Source organism: Litorimonas sp. RW-G-Af-16 (assembly GCF_048319245.1).
GTDB lineage: Bacteria > Pseudomonadota > Alphaproteobacteria > Caulobacterales > Maricaulaceae > Litorimonas.
Map to the genome: position 1 here is coordinate 870,136 of NZ_CP166993.1, position 14,717 is coordinate 884,852.

The 14,717-nt window shown below is 52.8% G+C and carries 13 protein-coding genes and 1 pseudogene; 13 read left to right on the top strand and 1 reads right to left on the bottom strand.

The window, feature by feature from the left end:
• Positions 1-149: 149 nt before the first annotated feature.
• From alaS to lpdA, 13 genes and pseudogenes are all read left to right on the top strand, one after another.
• Positions 150-2,795 carry an alanine--tRNA ligase gene (gene alaS, locus AB8615_RS04315; protein WP_409433699.1) on the top strand — a complete coding sequence of 882 codons (2,646 nt, stop codon included), beginning with the start codon at positions 150-152 and terminating at the stop codon, positions 2,793-2,795.
• On the top strand, positions 2,792-3,220 hold the full coding sequence (gene arfB / locus AB8615_RS04320; RefSeq protein ID WP_409434128.1) for an alternative ribosome rescue aminoacyl-tRNA hydrolase ArfB: 429 nt from the start codon (positions 2,792-2,794) through the stop codon (positions 3,218-3,220). The genes alaS and arfB overlap by 4 nt, the downstream gene beginning before the upstream one ends.
• Positions 3,221-3,341: 121 nt before the next feature.
• A complete protein-coding gene (gene rpmF, locus AB8615_RS04325) occupies positions 3,342-3,521 on the top strand; it encodes a 50S ribosomal protein L32 (protein WP_409433700.1) in 180 nt (59 codons plus the stop codon).
• Positions 3,522-3,559: 38 nt separating this feature from the next.
• Positions 3,560-4,840 carry a phosphopyruvate hydratase gene (gene eno, locus AB8615_RS04330; protein ID WP_409433701.1) on the top strand — a complete coding sequence of 427 codons (1,281 nt, stop codon included), beginning with the start codon at positions 3,560-3,562 and terminating at the stop codon, positions 4,838-4,840.
• A gap of 221 nt (positions 4,841-5,061) precedes the next feature.
• Positions 5,062-5,370, top strand: coding sequence for a septum formation initiator family protein (locus tag AB8615_RS04335; protein WP_409433702.1), 309 nt, complete (start codon positions 5,062-5,064; stop codon positions 5,368-5,370).
• A gap of 60 nt (positions 5,371-5,430) precedes the next feature.
• Entirely contained in the window at positions 5,431-6,453 is a 1,023-nt protein-coding gene (pdhA, locus tag AB8615_RS04340) for a pyruvate dehydrogenase (acetyl-transferring) E1 component subunit alpha (protein ID WP_409433703.1), read from the top strand.
• Between the two features lie 6 nt (positions 6,454-6,459).
• Complete coding sequence (locus AB8615_RS04345) at positions 6,460-6,951, top strand: DUF3291 domain-containing protein (RefSeq protein WP_409433704.1); 492 nt, start codon at positions 6,460-6,462, stop codon at positions 6,949-6,951.
• Positions 6,951-7,340: an MAPEG family protein gene (locus AB8615_RS04350; protein WP_409433705.1), complete on the top strand. Its 390-nt coding sequence runs from the start codon at positions 6,951-6,953 to the stop codon at positions 7,338-7,340. Before AB8615_RS04345 ends, AB8615_RS04350 begins: the two co-directional genes overlap by 1 nt.
• Positions 7,340-8,761: a pyruvate dehydrogenase complex E1 component subunit beta gene (locus AB8615_RS04355; protein WP_418152793.1), complete on the top strand. Its 1,422-nt coding sequence runs from the start codon at positions 7,340-7,342 to the stop codon at positions 8,759-8,761. The genes AB8615_RS04350 and AB8615_RS04355 overlap by 1 nt, the downstream gene beginning before the upstream one ends.
• Before the next feature lie 23 nt (positions 8,762-8,784).
• Positions 8,785-9,225 carry a hypothetical protein gene (locus tag AB8615_RS04360; protein ID WP_409433707.1) on the top strand — a complete coding sequence of 147 codons (441 nt, stop codon included), beginning with the start codon at positions 8,785-8,787 and terminating at the stop codon, positions 9,223-9,225.
• Positions 9,207-10,569: pseudogene (locus tag AB8615_RS04365) on the top strand (pyruvate dehydrogenase complex dihydrolipoamide acetyltransferase). Before AB8615_RS04360 ends, AB8615_RS04365 begins: the two are co-directional and overlap by 19 nt.
• Before the next feature lie 220 nt (positions 10,570-10,789).
• Positions 10,790-11,926 (top strand): hypothetical protein, encoded by a 1,137-nt coding sequence (locus tag AB8615_RS04370; protein ID WP_409433709.1) that lies wholly within the window; start codon positions 10,790-10,792, stop codon positions 11,924-11,926.
• Between the two features lie 99 nt (positions 11,927-12,025).
• The gene (gene lpdA, locus AB8615_RS04375) at positions 12,026-13,417 is read left to right on the top strand and encodes a dihydrolipoyl dehydrogenase (RefSeq protein WP_409433710.1); all 1,392 of its coding nucleotides are present in this window, start codon (positions 12,026-12,028) and stop codon (positions 13,415-13,417) included.
• A 1-nt stretch (position 13,418) separates the two neighbouring features.
• Here the strand turns inward: lpdA and AB8615_RS04380 are convergent, their stop codons facing one another.
• On the bottom strand, positions 13,419-14,516 hold the full coding sequence (locus tag AB8615_RS04380; protein ID WP_409433711.1) for an acyltransferase family protein: 1,098 nt from the start codon (positions 14,514-14,516) through the stop codon (positions 13,419-13,421).
• Between the last annotated feature and the right edge of the window lie 201 nt (positions 14,517-14,717).

The following is a 14,717-nucleotide window of genomic DNA, read 5'->3' on the forward strand; positions in this document are numbered from 1 at the left end:
AACTCAGCTGAAATAAGCAAGTAGTAAGAAACAAGCTGAAATAAACAAAAAGAGCGCTTGGCACGTCCGAGCGCTCTTTCTATATGGGAGGCTGATAGAGGCTGTGATTATCTGCAGCTTATGAGCGGGATTATCCCAAAGGACAGTCTATGACCAGCTTGGCCGATATTCGCCAGCAATTCTTGAGCTTTTTTGAAGGTCACGGCCATAGCGTTGAGGCGTCTAGCCCGCTTGTGCCGGATAATGATCCGACATTGCTTTTCACCAATGCGGGCATGGTGCAGTTCAAAGATTATTTCACAGGCGCGATGACACCGCCTATTCCGCGTGCCGTAACATCGCAAAAATGCGTGCGGGCTGGCGGAAAGCACAATGATTTGGACAATGTTGGCTATACGGCGCGCCATCATACATTTTTCGAGATGCTTGGTAATTTTTCGTTCGGGGATTACTTCAAGGAAGAGGCAATCTCTCATGCATGGGAATTGGTGACGAAAGAGTTCGACCTGCCGAAAGATAAGCTTCTCGTCACCGTTTACCACACGGATGATCAAGCCTTTGATTTGTGGAAAAAGATTGCGGGCTTGCCCGATGAGAAAATTATTCGCATCCCAACTTCTGATAACTTCTGGGCCATGGGCGATACGGGGCCATGTGGGCCGTGTTCCGAAATCTTCTTTGATCACGGCGCAGATATTCCTGGGGGCCCTCCCGGATCGCCGAATGAAGACGGTGACCGCTTTATCGAGATTTGGAATCTCGTTTTCATGCAGTTTGAAAAGCATGCGGATGGCCGCCAAGTCCCGCTCCCCAAGCCCTCGATCGACACAGGCATGGGTCTTGAACGGACAGCCGCGATTTTGCAAGGTAAGCACGACAATTACGATATCGATTTGTTCCAATCCCTAATCAACGCCTCTGTCGAATTGACGGGCGTGAAGGCTGTCGGGGAGGCGAAATTTTCACATCGCGTGATTGCTGACCATTTGCGGAGTTGCTCATTCCTCATGGCAGACGGCGTTAGCCCGTCTAACGAAGGGCGCGGCTATGTCTTGCGCCGCATCATGCGCCGCGCCATGCGTCATGCCCATTTACTCGGCGCGAAAGATGCGCTCATGCACCGCCTTGTCCCAACTTTGGTGAGTGAAATGGGCGCAGCTTACGGCGAATTGGGCCGCGCACAGGCCAGTATTGAAGCCGTATTCGAGCAAGAAGAAGAACGCTTCCGCCGCACGCTGGGCCGCGGTACGTCGCTCCTCGAAGATGCCACAGCTAACTTGTCCAAAGGAGACAAACTCGACGGCGAAACGGCATTTACCCTGTATGACACCTACGGTTTCCCACTCGACCTGACGCAGGACGCCTTGCGCGCTAAGGGTATTGATGTGGACACAGACGGCTTTGATGCCGCTATGGCCCGCCAGAAGGAGCAATCTCGCGCAAGCGGTTTTAAATCGGGCGACGTTGGGACAGACGCGATCTGGACTGATATTCGCGATGAATTCGGCGCAACAGAATTCACGGGATATGAGGATTTACAGCTTTCTTCACCGCTCGTTGCGATCATTCAAGACGGCGAATTGGTGACCGATCCTAAAGCTGGTCCTGTTATGTTCGTCACGCAGAAGACGCCGTTTTACGCCGAATCTGGCGGCCAAGCGGGCGATAAAGGCGTGGTCAGCTTTGACAATGGCGCCGTGATCACGGTCTCTGATGTGCAGAAAAAAGCGGGTGATGTGCATGTGCATATTGGCGAGTTGTCAGGCGCGATCAGCCAGAGTGCCACCGCGCATCTCTCCGTCAATGCGGATAATCGCAAACGCACTATGGCGAACCATTCGGCAACGCATCTCATGCACGAAGCACTGCGGCGCGTGTTAGGGGAGCATGTGACACAAAAAGGCCAAATGGTTGACGGTGAGCGTATCCGCTTTGACATCAGCCACGGCGCAGCGATCACGCGCGAAGAACTGGCCAAGGTCGAAGATCAGGTGAATGCGATCATCCTCCAAAACGCGGAGGCAACGACTGAGTTAATGAGCCCAGAAGCCGCGATGGAAGCGGGTGCTATGGCCTTGTTTGGCGAAAAATACGGCGATGAAGTGCGGGTTTTGGCGCTGGGTGAGCCTTTTGGGGATCAGCCAGAGAAAGCTTATTCTGTGGAACTTTGCGGCGGGACGCATGTTCACCGCACGGGCGATATCGCATTGTTTAAGATCGTCTCTGAAGGCGCAGTCGCGGCGGGTATTCGACGGGTCGAAGCCGTTAGCGGCGAAGCGGCGCGGCAATATCTTGAGGAGCAGGCGGGCTATACGCGCGCAGCGGCCGATACCCTCAAATCAAAACCCGAAGACGTGCCAACGCGCATCCAAATGCTGATCGATGACCGCAAACGATTCGAAAAAGAGCTGTCGGAGGTCAAAAAACAGTTGGCACTGGGCGGCGGCGGGGCTGCGAGTGCCGAGGACATTGGCGGTGTGTCCGTCATGGCGCGGGTCGTGGACGGCGTGTCGGGCAAGGATTTGCGCGGCATGTTGAATGATCAACTCTCGGCGCTGAAGTCGGGTATTGTTGCCTTTGTCGCAAAAGATGATGGTAAAGTGGCCGTGGGTGTCGCGGTATCGGATGATCTGATTGCACGCGTGTCGGCGGCTGATTTGGTCAATGCGGGCGCAAGCGAAGTTGGCGGACGTGGCGGCGGTAAGCCTGGCATGGCGCAGGCAGGTGGGAGTAAACCCGAAGGTGCGGACGCGGCTTTGGCGGCGATCAAGGCCGCCATCGAAGCTGCGTTATAACGGAGACGCTCTATATCAATCGACGATTGTCGATCCCGATCAGCGCCATTCAGTTTTCGGCCATTCGGGCGTCCGGTCCAGGTGGGCAGAGCGTCAACAAAACATCTTCGGCTGTGCATTTGCAGCTGGATTTAGCAGACATTGAGATTTTGGAAGGTCATCGAGAGCGAATACTCGCCCATAGTGATCGACGTATTTCTAGCAACGGAATTATCACGATAAAAGCGCAAAACTCCCGAACACAAACGCGCAATCGCCAAGATGCGCTTGACCGCTTGCAGACGCTTTTACGCGAGGCGTTGAAGGTGGAAGCCCCCCGACGTGCGACTCGCCCGACATGGGGATCGACGAAGCGGCGGCTGAAGAAAAAGGCTGAGCGGGGCGCGATCAAGGCCAATCGCGGGAAAGTTCGCGACTTTGACTGAAATTGGACAGGCCGTGAGCGATTAAACCCCTTGCGACAGGCGAAATTTTTGGGTAGTAGCGCGTCAAATCAGCGGCCCAAATAATTGCGGCCGCTTTATATTTGGCACAATGGAGGCCCCGATGGCTGTTCCTAAGAGTAAAATTTCTAATTCACGTCGCGGCATGCGCCGTGCGCATGACAAGCTAACGGCTGTCAATTACATCGAAGACAAAGAGTCTGGTGAGCTGCGTCGTCAGCATCACATCGATCTGAAATCAGGCACCTATCGCGGTCGCCAGGTTCTGACACCTAAAGACTAGTCGACCACATCTGATCCCCCGACATTCAGGAGCCTCCCATGGTAGAGATTGAAGAAATTTTCGCCCGGGAAATCCTGGACAGTCGTGGAAATCCAACACTCGAAGTTGATGTCAGCCTCTCTGATGGGGCTTTTGGTCGTGCGGCTGTGCCAAGTGGTGCCTCTACAGGTGCCCATGAAGCGGTCGAGCTGCGCGATGGGGATAAATCGCGCTATCTCGGCAAAGGCGTGCAAAAAGCCGTCAATAACGTAAATACCGAAATCGCCGATACGCTTTATGGTCTGGACGCAGAGAATCAGCGCGGGATCGATCAAATCCTCATTGAGCTTGATGGCACAGAAAACAAAGGCCGTTTGGGCGCTAACGCGATGCTCGGCGTGTCACTCGCCTTGGCCAAAGCTGTGGCCGATAGCCAGCAAGTGCCGCTTTACCGTTATGTCGGCGGTGTCAATGCGCGCACACTCCCTGTGCCGATGATGAACATCATCAATGGCGGCGAGCATGCGGACAATCCTATCGACGTCCAAGAATTCATGGTGATGCCAGTTGGCGCAGAGAGCTTCTCTGAGGCCCTACGTTGCGGCGCGGAAATCTTCCACGCGCTGAAAGCCAAATTGAAGGCGGACGGCCATAACACAAATGTTGGCGACGAGGGTGGTTTCGCCCCCAACCTTGATGGGTCCAAGCACGCGCTAGACTATATTATGAGCGCGATCACAGCGGCTGGCTATACGCCAGGCGAAGACGTGTTCCTCGCCATGGATGTCGCCTCAACAGAATTTTACAAAAACGGCAAATATGAGTTGAAAGGCGAAGGCAAATCCCTGACGTCAGCACAATTCGTCGATTACCTCGAAGACCTCGTCGATAATTACCCAATCATCTCTATCGAAGACGGCATGGACGAAGATGACTGGGACGGTTGGGTGGCGTTGAACGCGCGCATCGGGGGTAAGTGCCAGCTTGTCGGTGACGATCTTTTTGTGACCAATCCCAAGCGGTTAAAGACGGGTATCGAGAAAAAAGCTGCCAACTCAATCCTTGTGAAGGTTAATCAGATTGGGACGTTATCTGAGACGCTCGACGCCGTGCAAATGGCGCACCGTGCAGGCTACACCGCCGTGATGAGCCATAGATCTGGTGAAACATCTGATACCACGATTGCTGATCTGGCTGTCGCGACGAATTGCGGGCAGATCAAAACTGGCTCGCTCGCGCGCTCCGACCGGTTAGCAAAATACAATCAACTTCTGCGGATTGAAGAGCAGTTGGGCGAGATGGCATTTTATGCTGGCCGCTCGATTATGAAAGACGGCTAATTCCAAACCTTCAAAATGCTTCTCGCGGCAAGGGTGGGTAGGTCAAAGCGCTGTCCAGATATTGTTTTATCACTATCTCGCCAGTTAAGCCGCGAGGACAGTATATCATTTTGTTATGCTAGCTTGCTGCGTACTTTCTCTCACATAGGGAGTCGCGCATTAACTTCGCCCTAACCATGACATCGTAGCTTCGGTCTATCGCGACCCAAGGGACACCTCGCATGAAACGCCTCGCGCAGATAAGACAGAAATTTCCGGTTATCGCGCTGCTGGCGCTTTATGCCTATCTCGCATTTCACGCCTTTAGTGGCTCGCAAGGGATTATGCGCTGGATGACCTATAGCGATCAATCGCGTGTACTGAATGTCAAACTCGATGCATTAGAGGCCCACCGCGCTGCCCTGCAATCAGACGTCGATGCCCTTTCGCCCAATCATCTCAACCTTGATCTGCTAGATGAAAAGGCGCGCGAAACCTTACACGTTTCGGACCCGAAAGAAATGACGATTTGGCTTGACCAGTCACCCTAAACTTCCGACAAAGTCCCACTAGACATTGTTGTTATTTCGTGTCCGAAATAAAGGTTTATTATGGCTGCCTCCAAATCAAAAACTTCTTCTAAAGCGGCAAAACCGCTCAAAGCACTTCCGGCTAAGCCTGACGAATTGCTCGGTTACTACCGCGAAATGCTTTTGATCCGCAGATTTGAAGAAAAGGCGGGGCAGCTTTACGGCATGGGCCAAATTGCTGGGTTTTGTCACCTATATATCGGTCAAGAGGCTGTCGTCACGGGCTGTCGCGCTGCGATGAAAGATGGAGATCAAATGATCACGGGCTACCGCGATCACGGCCATATGTTAGCTTGTGGTATGGAAAGCCGCGGCGTGATGGCCGAACTGACAGGACGTTCAGGCGGCTATTCACGCGGCAAGGGCGGTTCCATGCACATGTTCAGCACGGAAAAGAAATTTTATGGCGGCCACGGCATTGTCGGCGCGCAAGTGCCAATCGGGGCGGGGCTGGGCTTTGCCAATAAATATCTTGGCAACGGCGCGGTTAGTCTCGCTTTCTTTGGTGATGGGGCGTCTAATCAAGGCCAAGTCTACGAAACATTCAACATGGCGAAGCTCTGGGACTTGCCCGTTGTGTTCGTGATTGAAAATAACCAATACGCCATGGGCACGTCCGTTGAACGGTCATCTGCTGAGACGGAGCTTTACAAGCGTGGGTCTTCTTTTGAAATTGAAGGTATCCAAGTCGACGGTATGAATGTCCTGGCCGTGCGCGACGCTGCGAAAAAGGCGATCAAACATGCTCGCGACGGCAAAGGGCCGATGATCCTCGAAATGAAGACTTATCGCTATCGCGGTCACTCTATGTCTGATCCAGCAAAATACCGCTCTCGCGACGAAGTGACCAAGACTCGCTCTGAACGTGACCCGATTGATATGGCGCGCGCGCGTCTGCTCAACGAAAAATGGGCGGATGAAGACGACCTCAAAGCCATCGACAAAGAGATCAAAGAGATCGTCAAAGACGCCGCCGACTTCGCCCTAGAAAGCCCAGAGCCCGACCCGTCCGAGCTATGGACGGATGTGCTGCTGGAGGCCTAAGCCACTATGCATCTCGTCCAAGTCAATATCGCACAGATTAAGCACGACAGCATTGATGCGCCCGAAATGCGCAGCTTTGTGGATCGTGTCGATGCGATCAATGCCTTGGCGAAGCGCTCGACTGGTTTTGTCTGGACATTGGAAGGCGAAGAAGGGGCAGGCGCCACTCGCATTGAAGTATTCCCTGAAAACCCGAACATAATTATCCAGTTGTCCAAGTGGGAGAGCCTCGATAGCCTGTTCCATTTCGCTTATAAAACCGCGCATAGTAAGCTGATTGCTGCTCGGGAAGATTGGTTTGTTGAAGTGCCAAATATTGCTAACCTTGCACTGTGGTGGGTTAAAGACACTCACTTACCGACCATTGCAGAAGCAAAGTCTAAAATGACCAAGCTCTTTAAGAACGGCCCAACGCCAGAAGCCTTCAACTTCCGCACGCCATTTAACGCGGCGGGACAGGCCATTACGCCGAAATTTCCGAAAAAGGACTGCGCATAATGCCAATCGAACTCGTTTATCTTGCCTCAACGGCGTTTTTGCTTTTCGGGCAAATCTTGGTTCAAGCTCTAGCGTCGATCCGCAGTCATTCCTTGAAATTTCTCGTAGGACCACGGGACGGGATAGAGGATAATAATGTTCTGTCAGAACGGTGTCGCCGTACAAATGCTAATCTAATTGAAGGCATGATTATGTTCACGCCGCTTGTGCTGATTTGTGCGCATCTTAATGTGTTTTCTCCGCTGACCGCATTGGCGGCAGCGCTATTTTTCTGGTCGCGAGTCGTCTTTGCGATCACCTATTGGTTAGGCGTTCCTTGGGTCCGCACATTGGCATGGTTTGCGTCAATAATAGCCATATTTATGTTTGCTTGGGAGTTATTTGTCTAATGGCTATTGATATTAAAATGCCCGCTTTGTCTCCGACGATGGAGGAGGGCACGCTCTCGAAATGGCTCGTCAAAGAGGGCGACACCGTCACCTCTGGCGACATTCTGGCCGAGATCGAAACGGACAAGGCGACGATGGAAGTCGAGAGTATTGACGAAGGCACAGTTGGTAAGATCGTGGTCGCCGCTGGCACGGACGGCGTCAAAGTCGGTGCTGTAATCCTGCAACTGTTGGAAGATGGCGATAGCGCGTCTGATTTGTCGACTCCCGCAGACGATAGCAAAGTCGAGATCAGCACACAAAACGATAAGGGCGAAGAGAAGCCCGGCGGCACTGGCCCTGGTCACCCCTCTGACGCGGACGCCAATCGCGACGAAACGAAAGGCGCTGCGCCCAAAGTAAATGTCGCCAATGATCCCGACGTTCCCTCCAATATCAAGATGGTCGAGACAACTGTGCGCGATGCGCTGCGTGATGCGATGGCTGAAGAAATGCGCCGCGACGAAACTGTTTTTGTGATGGGCGAGGAGGTCGCGGAATATCAGGGCGCTTACAAAGTGACGCGCGAACTGCTGCAAGAATTTGGCGCACGCCGCGTCGTCGATACGCCGATTACAGAATACGGTTTTGCGGGTATCGGTGTCGGTGCTGCGATGGGCGGATTGAAGCCTGTTGTTGAATTCATGACGTTTAACTTTGCGATGCAAGCCATTGATCACATTATCAATTCTGCCGCCAAGACGCTCTATATGTCAGGCGGTCAAATGCGCTGCCCCATCGTATTCCGTGGCCCGAACGGCGCCGCCTCCCGCGTGGGCGCGCAACATTCTCATGATTATGCGGCGTGGTATGCCAACGTCCCAGGGCTGAAAGTCATCGCGCCTTATGACTCCGCCGACGCCAAAGGCTTGCTCAAAGCTGCGATCCGCGATCCGAACCCGATCGTCTTTTTGGAACACGAACTCATGTATGGCGAAAGTTTTGACGTGCCAGATATGGACGATTTCATTATCCCGATTGGCAAAGCGAAAGTCCGCCGCGAAGGCTCTGACGTGACCATCGTTGCGTTCTCCCGCATGGTGGGCCGCGCGCTGGAAGCGGCTGAAATTTTAAAGGAAGACGGGATCGATGCCGAAGTTGTCGACCTCCGCACCATCCGCCCGCTGGACAGTGATACGGTGATCAAATCGGTCAAGAAAACGAACCGCGTTGTCTGCGTTGAAGAAGGTTGGGGCCAAAGCGGCATCGGCGCCGAAATCGCTGCCCGAGTGGTCAAAGAGGCGTTTGACTACCTCGATGCCCCACCAGAACGCGTTTTCCAAGCCGACGTTCCGCTGCCCTATGCGGCGAACCTCGAAGCGTTAAGTTTGCCCGGCACGGACGATATTGTGAAAGCGGCGCGGAAGGCGTGTTACCGGTGAAAATCTGGGCTCGGAGAGAGTATGTGAATAATACTATCCAATTACTTCAACATTTACCGAAAACCGAGGAGACAGCTGTTGAGATGCGGCAGCTCACTGGTGCTATACTGTCTCAGAACCTTAGTCCTCTCGGCCACCCTTTTTTAGAAGTAACTACGCTGGTTGAATTTCAGCAATGCTTTGACAATATGGTTAACAATTCGTCCATTAATGAGATGGACGCCGCTGCAACAAAAATTATCAATATCAGCAAGCTAAAAAAATACAGCTTTATCGAACAAAACGCGATAAGATGTGCTGCTGCATTCCTCAAGTCTTCCGCCAATCTTGCTTCATTGAAGCGCAAACGGAAGGCTATGAAGTCCAGAGACGCCGAAAACGGTGAGTTCGTGACAAAATTGGCTCTGAATGCCATCATTGAGTTTAACACTGGTAGGGACAGCTTATGCCCATTGAAATCCTAATGCCCGCGCTTTCTCCGACGATGGAGGAGGGAACGCTGTCCAAATGGCTCGTCAAAGAGGGCGATACGGTTAGCTCTGGCGACTTGTTGGCCGAGATCGAGACGGATAAAGCGACGATGGAAATCGAAGCGGTCGAGGAGGGTCGCGTGGCGAAAATCCTTGTTCAAGGCGGCACAGAAGGCGTGAAAGTCAACGCCCCCATCGCGGTCTTGCTGGAGGATGAAGAAGACGATAGCGCGATGGACGGTTACTCAGCGGGCGGCGGCAAAGCTGAACCACAAGCTGCGAGCGCGGCGTCTGTGCAGAGCCAAGAGCCCGAAACGCCTAAGCCCGCAGAGAAAGCGGACGCGGCTCCCCGCAACTCGTTATGCGTCCGAACCCTCATCATTCAACACGGCACCCAGCGATAAAGGCGACCGCATCAAAGCTTCACCCCTCGCCAAGCGCCTCGCGAAAGAAGCGGGCATCGACTTATCATCCGTCAGCGGTTCTGGCCCCCACGGACGCATCGTCAAAGCGGACATTGAAAGCTATTCGCCCGCGAAAGCTGCGCCGAAAGCCCCGCCGCAGACCGAAGCGCCGACAGCCGAATCCAAAGAAGTTGGTCCTCTGCGCAGTGGCGGCGCGGACTACCTTGAGAAGATGGGTATTGTCGCGGGGACTTACGATCTGGTGCCGCTCGACGGGATGCGCCGCACGATTGCGAAGCGCTTGCTAGCGTCTAACAACAATGTGCCGGACTTCCCGCTGGTCGTGGATTGCGAGATCGATGCGCTGCTCGCCATGCGCAAAGAGTTGAACAGCCAAGCGCCCGAAGGCGTGAAGATTTCTGTCAATGATATGCTGATCCGCGCGTCTGCGCTGGCGCTCAAACACGTGCCAAACGCCAATGCGAGTTTCACGCCTGATGGGATTGCTTATCACAAAAACGCCGATGTCGCCGTGGCTGTCGCGATTGACGGCGGCTTGATCACGCCCATCGTGCGCGAAGCCAATAATAAAGGCCTCTCTACAATTTCAACCGAAATGAAGGATTTGGCAGGCCGCGCGCGCGAGAAAAAACTCAAGCCGCAAGAATATCAAGGCGGCACGTTTAGCATCTCAAACCTCGGCATGATGGGGATCAAAGAATTTGGTTCTATCGTGAATGAACCGCACGGCATGATTTTGTCCGTCGGCGCAGGCGAACCGCGTCCCGTGGTCAAAGAGGGCGAGATTGTCGTGGCGACAGTGATGACTGTGACGCTGACCTGCGATCACCGCGTGGTCGACGGCGCATTGGGCGCGGAATGGCTGCAGCATTTTAAGCGTTACGTCCAATCGCCCATCACCATGATGCTATAATTCGGTCTAATTGACCCAGTGATGTGTTAAATATCTTCGATGTATTGGCATACATCTTCATCGACTTGCCTGTAACTGGATCAATTTGACTCGCATTAAAGGTTTCAAATTTTGGATAGTCCCAGCAGCCACATGACTCGCTTTTAAGGCGAGGGGGTTTGGCGGTATGGTTAAAAATATGTTACTCTGGTGCCAAATGAGGCTTTAGGAGTCCCGTATTATGTTGGTTAAATCACTACTTGCAGGCACAATTCTCTCCGTGATGGCGGGGGGTATCGTTTATTACGGCATGGGCGAAGGCTTGACTGCTAGCGTGCCAAATACGGCGTCGGAGGCCGTAACGTCCTCGCGGACTGATGTGAAATCCGATACAACAAAATCAAACATTACGGCCACGTCGCGCGGGCGTGATAGCGCAATGAGCGGCGCAATAGACGATGCGCCAAAACCGCCCGCGAGCAAATCTGCAGTGACGAAAGACGAGGTCAGCACGACCCGTTCTACGCTTGATCGCATGATGGGGCGTAAGGCGCAAAAGGAACAAGAGGCACAAGATGAGCCAGACCCCGTTCCGGCGCTTGAAAAGGCTCGCGACATTGACCCTATCGAAGAGACGCCAGCAGATATGCGTGCTGAGCCGCCTGCTGATGAAGAAGTTGAAGCCCGTGACGCAAAGCCGAAGAAACGCTGGTTGCGTGAATACCTTAACAATTCGGGCGAAGATAAAAGCGAAACGCTGGATCCTGATGAGGAGGCGGAAGCCGTGCTAGAAGCTGCTAAAACTGCCGTTAGTGCAGAGGTCAACGCGGCAGAAGACGAGGTCGAAGTCGATAAAGTCACAACCAAAACAGTGACGAAAATCCAGACGATTGAGGCCAAAGGCGTGTCCGAGGGCGAAACTATGACTCGCAAAGCCACAGGTGTTTTCGTTGTGAAAGAAGATGGGAGCGAGCGCCGTGTGAACATGTCCGATATGACGGGCGATGGCGCTATTTCCGAGATGCACCCTTCTGGCCACAGCAAGTTGTCCGCCGAAACGGTCAAGCTCCTCATGACGGAAACGGCGAAGTTGGAAATTCCCGATATGCGTGATCAGGCTTACCTGAATATCGTCGACTACGCGCTATCCAAAGGTGCGCGCGAGACGGCGCAATCGGCATTGCAAGAACTGAGCCGTGAAGAGTTGCGGGATACAGCGCGGGGGCGTGTGGCGGTTTCACTTGCAAAAGCTGGACGCGTCAGCGCGGCGTTTGATGTTATTGAAACCCTAGAGATCGAAGAGTTGCAAGACCCTATTCGTCTGCAAATCATTCAGGCGCTGACCGACTATTCGGCCGAACACTCAGCTGGCAAGTAGAGAGCACCAGCAGAAATTCAAAGCAGATAATCCGCTTTTTCATTTCTAATCCGACGTTAAATCTGTCATAGCTTCAAAGTATAATTTGGAGTTTTGTTCATGTCCGAAACATCTTTCGACGTTGTTATCATTGGGTCTGGCCCTGGGGGCTACGCCACCGCTATTCGGGCGTCGCAGCTGGGTTTTAAAACCGCTGTGGTGGAGAAAGCGGAGCTCGGTGGGGTCTGCTTGAATTGGGGCTGTATCCCGACGAAAGCACTGTTGCGATCTGCTGAGGTCTATCACAACATGCAACACGCCGCAGATTACGGCCTCTCGGCGAGCCCGCAATTCGATTTACAAGCCATGGTGAAGCGTTCACGGGGCATAGCGGGGCAGTTATCAGCTGGGATCAAGCATTTGATGAAAAAGAACAAAGTCACTGTGATTGCGGGCTTTGCGAGGCTTAAACCTGGCAAGCCCGCGCCGATTGTGACCGTGGACGGTACGGACTACTCCGCCAAACATGTCATCGTAGCAACAGGCGCTCGTGCGCGGCAAATCCCGCAAGCAGGCCTCGCAGCGGACGGCAAATATATCTGGACATCCCGCGAAGCGATGGTGCCAGATACAATGCCACAGAAATTGCTAGTCGTAGGTTCGGGCGCGATCGGGATGGAGTTCGCGAGCTTTTACAATGCCTTCGGCTCTGATGTGACGGTTGTGGAAATGGTCGATAACATTCTGCCCGCAGAAGATATTGAGATTTCTAATATGGCGGCTAAGGCGTTTAAGAAGCGCGGCGTGACGATCAAAACCAATACACAAGCGTCTGTCAAAACTGGCAAAGACGGCGTGACAGCAACGCTAACCACGGGCGATAAATCCGAAGAGGTCAATTTTGACCGCGTCATCCTCGCGATTGGGATTGTCGGCAATGTCGAAGATATGGGCTTGGAAGAATTGGGCGTTAAAATAGATCGCACGCACATCACGGTCGATGAGTTTTCGCGCACAGGCGTGCCTGGGCTATATGCGATCGGTGACGTCACTACCCCGCCTTGGCTCGCGCATAAAGCGACCCATGAGGGGATCATCTGCATCGAGAAAATAGCGGGCGGCAATCCGCATCCGCTGGACGCTAATGCTATTCCAGGCTGCACCTATTGCCATCCACAAATCGCGAGTGTCGGCTTGACCGAGGCACAAGCGAAAGAGGCGGGACACGACATTAAAGTCGGGAAATTCCCCTATATTGGAAATGGCAAAGCCATCGCGCTCGGAGAGCCTGAAGGGCTGATCAAGACGGTTTTCAATGCTAAAACTGGCGAATTGCTGGGTGCGCATATGATTGGCGCAGAGGTCACGGAACTCATCCAAGGTTACACGATCGCGCGGACGCTAGAGACGACAGAGCATGAGCTGATGGAGACCGTTTTCCCGCATCCAACATTGTCAGAGATGATGCACGAAGCGGTGTTAGACGCCTATGATCGCGTCATTCACATGTAGCTTAATCGAGTAGGACGGCCTTCGGATCATAGATCGGACGGGCTCTTTTAGACCGCCATTTATTGGCTAGCCACGTCTTTTTAGACAGCATCGGTTTCTCAACAAATGTCCATGAGAGCCAAGCGAGTATGACGGTGATGGGGAAACCTATAGCGAATAATGCAAGCACTGACAGGTTGGGCATCCACTGGAATAACATCTGCATTACCGCCCAATGATATATATAAATCCCATAGGATGTGTCTGATAGTTTTTGTGTCCAATTAAGTCTCGGGATTTTCACATACGCCGCCCACATCACGAAATAGGCGATGAAGATATTCATCGTAATTTCCACCAGTGGCGTCTTGGCTGTCAGTGCAGTTAGTCCTAGCAAAAGTGGTAAAACTAGCCAGTTAAAGCTCAGCCGCTTCCGATAAGCATAGATCGTCGCGCCCAAGCCGTAAGCAATACCAAAGCGCAGCAAATTAATACCCGTGGCAGGTAAGTAGTCCACCCATCCCGTTGCATAAAAGACTAAATAAGCGATGGCAGGCAGAATGAATTGCGCCAAAACCATCCATTTTTTCCGCATCAAACCTAGCATGAAGATCGCCAAAGTCCCGATATAGGCGAGGACTTCATATCGCAATGTCCATAGTGGCGCTGACCCCATTTGCTCGGCATTGCTTGCAAATGTTCCCGGCATAAACATAGCCGTTTCGTAAAATGTCAGAACCTTGAGGGGCTGCAAATACCAATCGGGTGAACTGAAAAACTCTCGCAATGGCAGATTGGTCGACATCGGCCCGATTATCAGCATCACAAAAAGAACGTGCACAATAAGTGCAGGGAAGATACGGAGCGCTCTGGCAGAGGTGAAACCCGCTGCATCACCGCGGTAAAGCATTGATTTTGTGACTAAAAATCCAGATGCAATGAAAAACATATTCACAGCAAGATAGCTAAAGGTGTAGTGATGTAGGATTTGCGGCTCGAGCGTTGGATCGCGCATGGCAATCGCAAAAGCATGGCCAATGACGACGAGCGAGGCAAAAATCAGACGAAGCGGCGTGAAGAAATTATCATGCCCCTCCCGTATTTTGACTGTTTGAAACATTGCCCGACGGCCCTTCCCACACACCTGAAATGTCTTAATGACACACGAAACTTAATAATTGCAAAAATCACGCCAAATAGTTGCAGGCGCGTCGCATTTAAGGGCGTGAGCGTGTGAACATTCGCTATCTAGCTCAGCCAAAATGTCATAGCATCTGCCCGCACTTGCCTCTTGTTTCTTGGGCCTAAACCCGCCATTTAA

What these genes read in the sequence shown, in the direction of transcription:
- alaS (WP_409433699.1), top strand. Translation starts at nt 150, where the DNA reads ATGACCAGCTTGGCCGATATTCGCCAGCAATTCTTGAGCTTTTTTGAA.
- rpmF (WP_409433700.1), top strand. Translation starts at nt 3,342, where the DNA reads ATGGCTGTTCCTAAGAGTAAAATTTCTAATTCACGTCGCGGCATGCGC.
- eno (WP_409433701.1), top strand. Translation starts at nt 3,560, where the DNA reads ATGGTAGAGATTGAAGAAATTTTCGCCCGGGAAATCCTGGACAGTCGT.
- AB8615_RS04335 (WP_409433702.1), top strand. Translation starts at nt 5,062, where the DNA reads ATGAAACGCCTCGCGCAGATAAGACAGAAATTTCCGGTTATCGCGCTG.
- pdhA (WP_409433703.1), top strand. Translation starts at nt 5,431, where the DNA reads ATGGCTGCCTCCAAATCAAAAACTTCTTCTAAAGCGGCAAAACCGCTC.
- AB8615_RS04345 (WP_409433704.1), top strand. Translation starts at nt 6,460, where the DNA reads ATGCATCTCGTCCAAGTCAATATCGCACAGATTAAGCACGACAGCATT.
- AB8615_RS04350 (WP_409433705.1), top strand. Translation starts at nt 6,951, where the DNA reads ATGCCAATCGAACTCGTTTATCTTGCCTCAACGGCGTTTTTGCTTTTC.
- AB8615_RS04355 (WP_418152793.1), top strand. Translation starts at nt 7,340, where the DNA reads ATGGCTATTGATATTAAAATGCCCGCTTTGTCTCCGACGATGGAGGAG.
- AB8615_RS04370 (WP_409433709.1), top strand. Translation starts at nt 10,790, where the DNA reads ATGTTGGTTAAATCACTACTTGCAGGCACAATTCTCTCCGTGATGGCG.
- lpdA (WP_409433710.1), top strand. Translation starts at nt 12,026, where the DNA reads ATGTCCGAAACATCTTTCGACGTTGTTATCATTGGGTCTGGCCCTGGG.
- AB8615_RS04380 (WP_409433711.1), bottom strand. Translation starts at nt 14,516, where the DNA reads ATGTTTCAAACAGTCAAAATACGGGAGGGGCATGATAATTTCTTCACG.